Origin of the sequence: Lentibacillus songyuanensis, assembly GCF_039548255.1 — a bacterium.
GTDB lineage: Bacteria > Bacillota > Bacilli > Bacillales > Amphibacillaceae > Lentibacillus_C > Lentibacillus_C songyuanensis.
This window is the reverse complement of record NZ_JBCLVH010000041.1, coordinates 1-11,797: the sequence shown is the minus strand read 5'-3', so window position 1 is coordinate 11,797 and position 11,797 is coordinate 1. Positions and strand designations below refer to the sequence as shown.

At 39.0% G+C, this 11,797-nt stretch carries 11 protein-coding genes; 3 read left to right on the top strand and 8 right to left on the bottom strand.

Features of this window, described 5'->3' with window-relative positions:
• Window positions 1-882: IS110 family transposase (locus WMZ97_RS21475; protein WP_343274112.1), on the bottom strand; the 882-nt coding region annotated here is incomplete at its 3' end.
• 524 nt (window positions 883-1,406) lie between these two features.
• Here WMZ97_RS21475 and WMZ97_RS21470 point away from each other — a divergent pair.
• Entirely contained in the window at window positions 1,407-1,847 is a 441-nt protein-coding gene (locus WMZ97_RS21470; protein WP_343274111.1) for a cupredoxin domain-containing protein, read from the top strand.
• A 448-nt stretch (window positions 1,848-2,295) separates the two neighbouring features.
• Here the strand turns inward: WMZ97_RS21470 and WMZ97_RS21465 are convergent, their stop codons facing one another.
• Together WMZ97_RS21465 and WMZ97_RS21460 are read right to left on the bottom strand one after the other, a co-directional pair.
• Window positions 2,296-3,741, bottom strand: coding sequence for an MATE family efflux transporter (locus tag WMZ97_RS21465; RefSeq protein WP_343274110.1), 1,446 nt, complete (start codon window positions 3,739-3,741; stop codon window positions 2,296-2,298).
• 132 nt (window positions 3,742-3,873) lie between these two features.
• On the bottom strand, window positions 3,874-4,188 hold the full coding sequence (locus WMZ97_RS21460) for a four-helix bundle copper-binding protein (protein WP_343274113.1): 315 nt from the start codon (window positions 4,186-4,188) through the stop codon (window positions 3,874-3,876).
• A gap of 192 nt (window positions 4,189-4,380) precedes the next feature.
• Here WMZ97_RS21460 and WMZ97_RS21455 point away from each other — a divergent pair, with 192 nt between their 5' ends.
• The gene (locus WMZ97_RS21455) at window positions 4,381-4,998 is read left to right on the top strand and encodes a YdhK family protein (RefSeq protein WP_343274109.1); all 618 of its coding nucleotides are present in this window, start codon (window positions 4,381-4,383) and stop codon (window positions 4,996-4,998) included.
• A gap of 414 nt (window positions 4,999-5,412) precedes the next feature.
• Window positions 5,413-5,832, top strand: coding sequence for a hypothetical protein (locus WMZ97_RS21450; RefSeq protein ID WP_343274108.1), 420 nt, complete (start codon window positions 5,413-5,415; stop codon window positions 5,830-5,832).
• 130 nt (window positions 5,833-5,962) lie between these two features.
• On the opposite strand, the gene WMZ97_RS21445 is transcribed toward WMZ97_RS21450, so the two are convergent.
• The 5 genes from WMZ97_RS21445 to WMZ97_RS21425 all read right to left on the bottom strand — a co-directional run bounded on the left by WMZ97_RS21445 (window position 5,963) and on the right by WMZ97_RS21425 (window position 11,720).
• Window positions 5,963-6,580, bottom strand: coding sequence for a class I SAM-dependent methyltransferase (locus WMZ97_RS21445; protein WP_343274107.1), 618 nt, complete (start codon window positions 6,578-6,580; stop codon window positions 5,963-5,965).
• A 381-nt stretch (window positions 6,581-6,961) separates the two neighbouring features.
• Window positions 6,962-8,434 carry a multicopper oxidase family protein gene (locus WMZ97_RS21440; RefSeq protein ID WP_343274106.1) on the bottom strand — a complete coding sequence of 491 codons (1,473 nt, stop codon included), beginning with the start codon at window positions 8,432-8,434 and terminating at the stop codon, window positions 6,962-6,964.
• Window positions 8,435-8,502: 68 nt separating this feature from the next.
• Window positions 8,503-8,646: a hypothetical protein gene (locus WMZ97_RS21435; protein WP_343274105.1), complete on the bottom strand. Its 144-nt coding sequence runs from the start codon at window positions 8,644-8,646 to the stop codon at window positions 8,503-8,505.
• A gap of 337 nt (window positions 8,647-8,983) precedes the next feature.
• Window positions 8,984-10,480 (bottom strand): multicopper oxidase family protein, encoded by a 1,497-nt coding sequence (locus WMZ97_RS21430; RefSeq protein ID WP_343274104.1) that lies wholly within the window; start codon window positions 10,478-10,480, stop codon window positions 8,984-8,986.
• Window positions 10,481-11,528: 1,048 nt separating this feature from the next.
• Window positions 11,529-11,720 carry an SHOCT domain-containing protein gene (locus tag WMZ97_RS21425; protein ID WP_343274103.1) on the bottom strand — a complete coding sequence of 64 codons (192 nt, stop codon included), beginning with the start codon at window positions 11,718-11,720 and terminating at the stop codon, window positions 11,529-11,531.
• Window positions 11,721-11,797: the final 77 nt, after the last annotated feature.

The window sequence follows — 11,797 nt, the reverse complement described above, 5'->3', positions numbered from 1 at the left end:
GAATATAGGCCCAATCCCGGGAACGGTGTCCAAGGTTTGAGGAATCGTTCCCAAATGGTCAACAATCGCTTTCTTCAAGACTTTTAATTGTTCCTGTATAACACGGATGACGCGAATACTTGAAGCCAGAGCCAAGTTAACCGAGTCTGCCATAGACTCTGGTAAACGATAGGAAGCACGTGCAGCCTTTTTCAATGAACGGGCAACTGCTTCTGGGTCTTCAAACCGGTTTTTTCCATGCTGAACAAGGAATGCAATGAGCTTGTCCAGTGGCATGCCGACTAGGTCTTCAACGGATTCAAATTCCTCCATGACAGCCAGAGAGGTAGCTCCTAGCTTGTTTTGCTTGAAGGGACCGGTGATCGTATAATCACTGAACTTCAAATACAAGTTGGTCATGAGGAAATTGCTTTCCCGTGTTAAATCCTGCATCAAATGGTAACGAGAACGCGTCAGCCGTTGTAAGGCCATTTGCGGCTCGCTCCATGTGAAAGGATTTGGAAGATTTCCAGCACGAAGCTTAGCGGCAATATACCAGGCATCTGCCCGATCATTTTTGGGAGCGTCCAGAAAATTGGATTGCTTGAATTGCTTAATCAGACTGGGATTAAAAACATAGACGTTTTTCTCTGGAACCCCAAAATCCAAATGACGGCTCAGGTACATGGCGGTGTGAGTGGAATAGTTGCCAGTGTGTTCTAGCCCGAACAAAAGCTGTTCGTATCCATGCTTTTTGACAAGCGTGGTGATACGATCTTGTAACTCCTTGATACCGGGGCGATTGTTAGTAACCGTAAACCGGCTAACAGGCCGTTTTTCTTCATCTCGGGTTAAGCAACAGACGACGTTGTTCTTACTGCTTACATCAATTCCGACGAACAAGGGTGAAGTTCATGATCACCTCCTTTGTTTAAGGGTTGTAGCGCCTACGATGCCGAGATGTCCCTGGGAAACCTATGAACGACAGCCTTGCGAGCTATTGGAATACACCGGGGTCAGCGGTGCACGTACCTCCCTCTGCTTTGCAGGAGGGCCGACCAGCCGGGAAACAGTCAGCGTGTAGGTCTATAACATAGGGCCAGGGGAACACTCTTTATTTGGAAGACACCCAGGTTTTGGGGCAACAGGGGAAAACGGAACATTCCCTTGGTAGGACACTACCTATGGCTATTTTCCCAAAGACAGCTCAGCATCGTAAACACTTTTGTTTGAGGGCTACCGCGTATACACTTGCTTTCTTCTAATTCGCGTTAAGCTTGCCTTCGCAAGCACACGCTCATTACGAAGCTACGCCCTCCAACATCCATTAAATGAATAGTGAGCTATATTCAATTTTCAAGGTGCAATTAAATCTTTTAAAAACCTAAAAAATTAGGTTCAAACATAATATACAAGGAGGGATTTATATGAAAAAAGGGTTATTGGCAATAATTGCATTTGGCTTTATCTTCGTACTTGCAGCGTGTGGTGGAACTGACAGTAGTGATACAGAGAGTGCCGACGATGGTAGCAAAACTGAACAGGCTGAAAATGATGGCGCTACCGAACAAGCAGGAGACAATAAGAATACGGATGATACTGCCAAAAGTAATGAACTTGACATTAAAGCGACAAATTGGGAATTTGGCCAGACTGAATACACCGTAAAAGCTGGTGAGGAAGTTAACATATCGTTTGCTAGTGATGAGGGTATGCACGGACTTGCTATTGACGATTTTGACGTTAATATCGAAGATGATGGTAATGCAACATTCACGCCGGATAAACCAGGCGAATATAAAATCTATTGCAGTGTACCATGTGGGCAAGGGCATAGTGATATGACATCAACATTGGTCGTTAAATAATTGAAAAAAGAGTTGTTCTACAGTGAACAACTCTTTTTACTGTTATCGTCATGGGCGCTAAACAGATTCTTTCCCTTTGCCCGTCCTAAAGCTAAGATTACAGATGAGTCCAAGGAAGTTTTTATGAATGAAGGAGTGATAAGATTACAGAACGCTGGAAATGTAACAAGCTGAGATCAAAAAACAGCTTTCTATCAGGCTCGTCAGGAGATAGAAGAGAACCCGACAGAAGTCCAGTGGTTCAATATAAGGATCTCAATTTAAATTCACATCAATGAAGTTAAATCGTGAGTGAGAAGCTTCCCTCTTACTTCTATTTCAAATAAATAGAGGTGAGAGTTTACATGACTATCTTGAAACAAATCCAATCCTTATTATTGTGCGATTTTAAGTTTTAATTTTCACCTGATAATCCGCCTCATCTAGAGTCCTAGAATTACCTCAGCCCTTAATAATTATTCACACAGGAGGACATATTCTCTTTCGATGTTTGCGGGTGACATTCAGACTGAGGATCCTCTTCAGGGTCAACCTTTTCAACAATCCATTTATCTCGCACAAACTGCACGAAAAGCACAATTGCTTTAAAGGCAATGTCTAGACCAATCGCTATCCAAACACCTAACAAACCCCAGCCAAGTTGTATACCCAATACATACACAAATAGAGTACGTACAGCCCACATTCCAATCCCGGTTAAATACATTGGGAATTTTGTATTATTAGCCCCTTGAAACGCCCCGGTTAACGTAAGCACAACAGCTAAGAAGGGTTGAAATACCCCTGAAACTTTTAAAGCTGTCCCGATATTTTCTGTTACTTGATGATTTTCGGAAAAGAACCCTCCTGCCCACTCTCCAAAGAAAAATAATAATAACCCAAATAGTGACATAAAGCCTACAGCCAGTAATACGGAAAGTCTCGCATATCTGACAGCTTCTATTCGGTCACCCGCCCCTATTTGCTGACCTACTAAAATGGTTGCCGCGGTAGCAAAACCATATCCAATCATGTAGGAAAACACTTCAATATTTCCGGCTATTTGGTGCGCCGCAAAGATTTTGGTTCCCAATGTAACAACTAAGCCAAAATACACAATTTGTCCAGCCCTCATAATCAACCTTTCTCCTGCAGCAGGACTTCCAAGTACAAATAACTCTTTAATATGCATTTTATCGAGTTTCCAGTATTCCCTTTTAAATTTTACTAGTTCCGATCGTTGAATATATATCAGTAAACCTGTCGCACCGATCATCCGAGCTATCACCGTCGCAATTGCTGCTCCGGCAATACCCATCCCCGGTATAACCCAAAATCCAAATATGAAAAGATAATCAAGTACACCGTTAATAATATTTACAATGATGCTCATTTTCATTGGGGATTTTGTATCCCCCGCTCCACGTAAAACCGCACTAGCTACAAACATGAGGGACATAAAAATAGAAGGAATAGCAACAATTCTGAAATACGTGGTGCCTGCCGTTAATACTTTTGCTTCGATCCCCATTAGTTTTAGAAGTGGTTCAGCAAAAATTAGAGTAATGATTCCTGTGAAGACGCCGAATATAGTAGCCAAAACAATGGACTGCTGGGCAATATGTCTGGCCTTCTCTACCTTATTAGCACCTAGAAAATTGGCTATATAAACGTTTGCTGCTACACCAAGAGCCATAAACAATGCGAAATAAATAGCTAATACAGCATTGGTTACGCCAACTGCCGAGACTTCTACTAATCCTAATTTGGACACAAAATAAGTATCAACAAATCCTAAAATTGTTTGAAAAAGGTTCTCTATCACCGCCGGAAAAGCTAACAGTAAAATTATTTTGAGTTTCTTGCCATCCGTATCCGCCGGATTAATTTTATCGTCTTCGATATGCGTGGTCATTAGTTCTTGTCGCCATCCTTTACTCACAAATCTAAAAATATTAGAAATTCGAATACCAAAATAAATAATTGCTTTTTTGAGCATTAGTTTTGGTACGGGAAAGTACTACTCTTTCCCGCACAAACAGCTAAATCATCCTGCCATTTTACGGCATTCCTCCGCACACTCTCGGCAGATTGTTGCACATTCCTGACAATGTGTGTCCTTCATTTGTTCACACTCTGTTGCACATTGCTCACATAGATTTGCACATACACTGCACAGTTCAGCCGAAAATGCGCTATTCCGAGTCATAAATTGAACTGACTGATTGCAAATGTCAGCACAATCATTCAACGTTTGAATACATTTGACTCTTGCTTGCACATCAGGTTCTTGCAAACAAGCTGTCAAACATTCTTCACATGCGCGTAGACATTTAAGACATGCCTCAATACAGGTGTCCATGTTTGTTGGTGACGTTGATAAAACACCCATTTTATAACCCCCTTTCACTTCTTTCCCTAACAGTGTGTACATTGTCTTATTGCTTATACCCGATAAATTTATGGATGCAAAATTGTCATAGAATCTGCAAATAATCTGCACATTTATTGGGGATATAATAAATGAAGTGAAAAAAGGGAGGAAAAATAACACATGTTGAAATCAAAAAAAACAGTGATAGGAATCTTTTTGCTTGTGGCAATGTTTACCCTGGCAGCATGTGGAAGTAGTAATGATGAAGTAGAGCCAAATGATAGCAAGAATACAGATTCACAATCTAGTTCTGAACAACAAACAAACGATGATGAAATGGGTGATGATGAAATGGATATGAATCATGCTGGTTCTGGAGAAGTTCCCGAAGAATTGGAGGAAACGAAAAATCCAAAATTCGAAATTGGAAGCAAAGCGATTATCGAATCTGATCATATGAAAGGAATGAAAGGTGCTGAGGCTACGATTGCTGGAGCATTTGACACAATTGCCTACACCATCTCCTACACTCCTACAACCGGTGGCGAACGGGTAACAAATCATAAATGGGTCATCCAGGAGGAAATTAAAGAAGCCAAAGATGACAAACCATTAGAACCAGGAACAGAAATCACCGTAGAAACATCACACATGAAAGGTATGGAAGGGGCGACAGCTGAAATAGACTCAGCCGAAAAAACAACAGTGTACATGGTCGATTATACGCCTACTACCGGTGGAGAAAAAGTTACCAATCATAAATGGGTAACCGAAGATGAACTATCTCCGGTTGAATAGATAGCGCGAATGAATAAGAAATATAAAAGGTATGCAGGATTGAGCTGAGGGGTTCAGTAACGGGGGAGAAAATAACAAATAATACACCAGTTAGGGGTATAAGTCACATGCGATTTGCACCCCTAACTTTTATTGATATGACAGCTCTTCGCCTACTTTATCGCCTAAATTAGCATGCTAAAATGGATGCCAATTCGTGTGTTATTTCCAATGTTACTCTTAGGATCATTATGCCATATTCGTTATGTTACCAACGATTTTATATTAAAAATGTTAGGAAAATGATCATTTTATGTTAATATAATGGTATTGAAATTTGGTTTACCCGTATTATTAACAGTCCAGATTGTTGAGCGAAATAATGCTAAAATTGAATTGAATTGGTAAACACCAAATTTTGATTAGGAGGGAGTATTGAAAAAGATTCTTTTGTTATCATTATTGTCCTTTTGTGCTTTGTTTCTGTTCGCTTGCCAAGAAAAAGAGATGACGCTGCTCGACGATATCTCATCAATTTCTATTTCTAAATCTGGTGGCTATGGCGGAGTAAATGATAATTATTTTACTATCATTGACCAAGATACTTTAACATCAAGGTTCCAAGGAATCCTAAAAAATGCAGAAGGGAAAAGAAAAAGGGTCAATGTTGAAAAGGAGATGCCTGATTACGATATAGTTGTCGATTATAAAAATGGTGAAACACATTTCCTAAATCTTGTCGTTGGGAGTAAAGGAGAAAAAAGCAGGGTAATGTATGTAGGTCACGAAAATAACGGTTTTGACATCTCTCCTGAGGATACAGAAAAGTTAAGGGAAATAATAAAGGGTCAATAAAGGTTTATATTGCAAACGGACACAATTGTTGCATAAAATTATTTTGAAAACAGGCATGCCCCGTTTACTGTGAAGGGGCCCTTTTTGTAGCGTGTCAAACTTAAGTAACCAGGAAATTCTACCGTTTCCGCTATTCATTCGGTCGCAATGTAAGACTTCGAACGATGGTTCCAAATAATGTTTCGTTTTCCTCTATTACTAATCCAGCCCGGTTAATATTTTCTAGAGTTTTGCGGTTTATATTTGCCCCCCAAAGCCTTACCGTCAATGGATTAAAGACATCCATCATCTTCCCAAGACCTTCATTCTCACTTCTCATATGCTCCAACAATAAAATTTTTCCATCTGGCTTACAAACTCTCCCCATTTCCTTTAACCCTTTGACGGGATCAGGCACAGAGCAATATACGCAGGTGGCTATAACATAATCAAAAGCATCATCTGGAAACTGCATATGTTGGGCGTCCATTTCAACCAGATTTAATTCAAAGGGTAAGGCCAAAGACTCAGCTTTCTTTCTAGCCTGTTTTAACATCCCCGGGCTAAAATCAATTCCTGTATAGTTAATATCATTGGGATAATATGGCAGGTTAGCACCTGTACCGACCCCCACTTCCAGCACACGTCCATCCACTTTTTGTAGTAACTCCTTCCGCCATCTCTCTTTGATCATTTTATCCATTACATCATAGATAGCGGAAATACGATTATAACGCTTCTTAATAGTATCTGTTAGATTGTTGTTCATTTCTTCACTCCTCTTTAACAAGAATCTCAGATTGTAATTTAAAAGATCAGGTATCCCGCCCTGAATCAGGATCATAAGGCATATTGTTTCCTCGCTTAACCCACATTTACTTTTACCATCATTTCCCGATCTAGGGCAGTGTAAAGTGTATAGCAACATTTTCAATTTTTCTGAATCTGTATTTAAGGATGGAGGAGAAAGAAAAGGGTGTTTTTTATACTTTTCCTTCTGCTTTTCCTCATGCCTTAATTAACCCCATTTTTCACTTAGCAAAGACACTCATTCCATTACCTTTCTACTCGGTATACAGCGCATCAAGACGTTATTTCCTCATACATCATAACCCTGTCAACCGTCTCTGGAGTCTGTCTACCACATTCCTCATTCAACCTTAAACTGACCCATCATACCTGCATCTTCATGTTCAAGGATGTGACAATGATACATAAATTCACCAGAATGTTTAAAGGTAGCAATTACTCTAACTGTTTCTTTCGGATGAACGAGAACGGTGTCTTTCCACCCTGTTTCGTTTGCTGGTGGAGGATCCCCATCACGATCTAAAACTTGAAATTGTACACCATGTGCATGAAAAGGATGAACCGTTCCCCCCATCATTCCCATACCACTTTCGTTGGTGATTTCCCAGATTTCGGTATCATTCATTTGTAACGTTTCATCTATCCTATCCATATCAAATTGTTTACCATTGATATTTACCATGGGTCCCATTCCCTGAAAAGCAAATTCCCTTGTTTTTACCGCATCATCAGGATTCATTTTGTCAATGGTAGTTAATTTGCTTGGAACTATATATTCTTTTGAGCTTTCACCTTTTCCCGTAAACTTCATAAATTCTGATCCTTTATTTACCAACTGAACCGTTTCTCCCTTTTTCAAATCCGAAAAATCAACAAGAATTTCTGCTCTTTCTGCAGGGCCGAGAACTATATTGTCCATTTTTGCAGGCTCTTCAAGAAACCCACCATCACTGGCAATTTGATGAAATGACTGGTTATTACTGAAATTTAATTCATAAACACTTGCATTGGACCCATTCAATAAACGAAGCCGCATCATACCACTTGGGACTTCCAAAAACGGATTAACAGCTCCATTTACAAGTATTGTGTTACCCTGTAGACCATTCATAACATCATGCATTCCTAAATCATATTGAAAACTTCCATCCGAATTAAATCGTTTATCTTGAATCACAAGTGGAACATCATCCACTCCATATTCTTTCGGAATATCTAAACGATCAGAAACCTCATCCTCAATCAAGAATAACCCCGCCAACCCTTTATATACCTGTCTCCCCGTTTCTTGCTCAGGATGGGGATGATACCATAACGTGGCTGCTGGCTGTTCTACCTTGAATTCAGGAGTCCATGACTCTCCAGGTTGAATCCCAGAATGTGGCCCCCCATCTTTATCACCATCCACTTCAAGTCCATGCCAGTGGATAGTTGTTATATCATCATCCAGATTATTTTTTACTTTTACAGATACCTCTTCACCTTTTCGAACCCGAATCACAGGGCCTAGATAATCGCCATTATACCCCATAGTTTCTGTCTTTTTTCCGGGTACAAACTCCTTTGTAGCGTTTTGAGCAGTTAAACGAAATTCTGCTTTATTTGGATCGGGATCATGATCTTTTAATAATGGCGGTATAGGAAGGGGCAGTTCTTCTGTTGCGATTGTTTGATTATTCGCTTTATCAGATGGCTGTTTCATTGATAAATCCGGTAATTGCCCAGGCATATCTCGCCCCTGTACATAAAAGAGAATGGATACTCCCAAGATTATTACGACACCCGCAATTAAAATACCGAAGTTCTTCTTCATTGTTTGTCACCTTTCGTCCGCTAAACGAGATTGTATAACAAGAAATTACTGATAACGGTTCATATCTTTTATTTCCTCATTGCAAGCTTGACAGCGATATATACTACAGCTCCTGTCACAATTAAATGGATGATATACCCAAAAACCCCAAATCCACTCATCATACCACCGAAACCAAAGCCATCCATCATTCCTCCGTTACCATTCATCATCAGTGATCATTCCTTTCTTTTGTTTTGACCCCAAATTCGTCTACACTCGTATATTTCTCCATTTCCCCTACATTAGTCAAAATTACACCACGATTTTCAATTTTAAAAGGATCGTTGGCATAAATGATGACTGCAATTAGCATTGGCACCCTGAAAGTATTTGTTTATATGACTGATAAACAGGTAATGCGAGTGCAATTTTTTCCGGAAATACAGCCCATTATGGAATAATCCGTTTCATATTTTACATTCAACACCCAAAGTGATGTCATTTTTCAGCCCAAAGCCCATTGACAGAGCAAAGTACTTTGAGCTGATTCTTCATGTAAACCGAAATTTATTCCACTTTTACTTGTCCCATCATACCGTTATCCTCATGTTCAAGATTATGGCAATGGAACATATACACGCCCTTTTCCTTAAACTGCACAGCTACTTTCACCGTCTCATCTGGATCTACGGCAATGGTATCTTTCCATCCCTGTTCATTTTCTGGTGGTTTTTCTCCATCTCTAGAAAGTACTTTAAATTGGGCTCCGTGAATATGGAATGGATGGACCATTCCTCCCATTTCATCTGGTTTATTGTAAATTTCCCATGTTTCGGTTTCCCCTTGCTTTTGCGTAAAATCAATTCTATCCGGATCAAATTTCTTTCCATTTATCGTTACTTTATCCATCATCCCAAAGAGTTCCACCTTTTTTGTAACAGGCGAATCCATTTCTTCTTCTGTTATGGAAAAATCATTCATCTTTTCAGGAAGGGCGCTATCCTCTCCACTTTGATCGGAAACCTCAAATGGTAAAAGGGTGGATCCGTCATCATCATTTATTAATGCCAAATCGTCTTCTGCATGAAGCTTTGAAAAATCAATAACGATTTCGGCACGTTCAGATGGTGTTAGTGTAATTTTTTTCATTGTCACCGGCTTATTCAATAGTCCTCCACCCGTTGCGATTTGCTCAAAGGAATCTCCTGTATTCAATTTAAAAGTAAAGTTTCGCGCATTAGACCCATTTAATAGACGAAGACGAACCTTTTCTTTCTTTACAGTCAATTTCGGATTCAACGTTCCATTGATCAACAACGTATCACCGATTGTTCCATCATCATCCATTGCAGCATCGTAATTCAATTGTTTCTTATCATCAAATGTTTTATCTTGAAAAATCAAGGGAATATCATTCTGTCCATACTTGTTTGGTAAACCAAGGCTTTTCGAGTTGTTATCCTCAATATATATTAATCCTGCAAGTCCATTGTATACCTGTTCAGCCGTTTTTCCATCGGGATGAGGATGAAACCACAGCGTTGATGCTTCCTGTGTCACTTTGAATTCAATCAACTTTTCTTCTCCCGGTTTTAAAGGATAATGTGGTCCTCCATCCTCTTCTCCTGGTACTTCCAGCCCGTGCCAATGAAAAGTTGTCTTTTCGTCTAAATCATTTATCGTTCTAATTTTCACCTTATCACCTTTGTTAAGACGAAGCATTGGTCCTAAAAAATCCCCGTTGTATCCATATGTTTTCGTTTTGGTACCATCAAATATTTCCGTCTCGCCTTTTTGCGCTCGAACAGTATACGTAACTTCATCCTCATTATCACTTTCGATCGCAGGAGGTATTTCTAGTTCGTTTTCCCCTGTTGAGTTGTTCAAACTTACCTCCTTATCATGATCGGTATGACCCTCCATGTCATCATCCATTTCCATATCATCATCCATGCTTGAATCATCTTTTTTCTCAGGTGTTGTTGCATCATTCGTTGCACAGGCTGACAAAACAAACGCAGCCAATAAAGAAATAAAACCTACTAATAATATTTTCTTTTTCATAAATAATAACTCCTATTAAATAAATTTTGTTTATTAATCATTCTCTATAGCTAAGTATTAACGGCATCCATGGCGGAAAGAAGAATAATGACTTCTTAACGAATCGGCACACTACGGCTCTTAGAATCATTCAATACCTCTTGCAATATCCATTAATAGCAGACTTTCGTTAAAGAAAACCAGCCTCCCATTTTTATATTTAGGATTCAACAGCATGGCCTTTGTTCTTCAATGGCTTCATTCATGGCATCTACCATTACTTTTGACACTTCAAAAGTAATATCTGCACTGTAGCCACTTCCAAATTACCCTCTGCTGATGATACACCGTCTAATTCTTTCAATGTACCTTCATGTACACTTTACAACGCCCATCTTATATACCTTGTGCATTTAAAGTTTCCTCTATGACCTTTTCACCTCCTTTCAATGGTTTTTTTATATTTTCAAGCGGTTTATACATCATTTGTTTTTGAAGAGTGTTAAGAACATACAGCCTGAAGACCAATCCCCAAAACTTTGGCTAACAAATTTTCATTTCCTGTAAACCACCTGTTTCCATAATCATTATATAAAGAAAGTGTTGAGAATTTATGGAGATAACAAAAAATCTAATAAATTTTTAATTAATACATCGAACGTAGGGTTAAGTATCTATATCACTTTGAAGGTTAATTTTAATGAAAAAGTTTCTTGTTTTCATTTTCATTTGATTGTTGAACATGTTAATCGGCTCTTCAACAAAAACACAAAAAGACCCCTATGGAGGTCCTTTCATGTTTAGGGGGTTAAATCAGCTGTTCTGAATATTTCCACTTTCCCAAGCGAATTCATTGCGATTCGTGTTGACTGTTCCTTGTGCAAACGATGTTTCCAATGACGAAAGAAGAAGCAAGATCCATGCAAAGCAAATGGACCTTTTTTCATGTTTCCAGTCTTCTTTCTACGCATGATTACCAAGACACTTTTTAGTATAAAGGATAAATTTGATGAAATTGTGAGGTTATTATATTTTTATATCACTTTTTAGTTCCTATTTGTCAATTTTGCTAGTTTATCCTCAAATTCCAGTCATCCATTTCTCCACGTGCAATTCCCTTCTTAAGGATTTGCACAGACGAATCTTCCTTCTTTTCTATTTTTAAAAATGGCTTTGTAATTAATACCACTATTCCATATATAATAAACCCAAGGATAACAACCCAAAGTATCATGTTAAGGAACATACCGCCACCTATCATTATAATGGACCCATAAATCTAGACACGAAATAAGGAGATGTTAAAGTAGATTTATGGGGAAAAGAAAACAATATTCA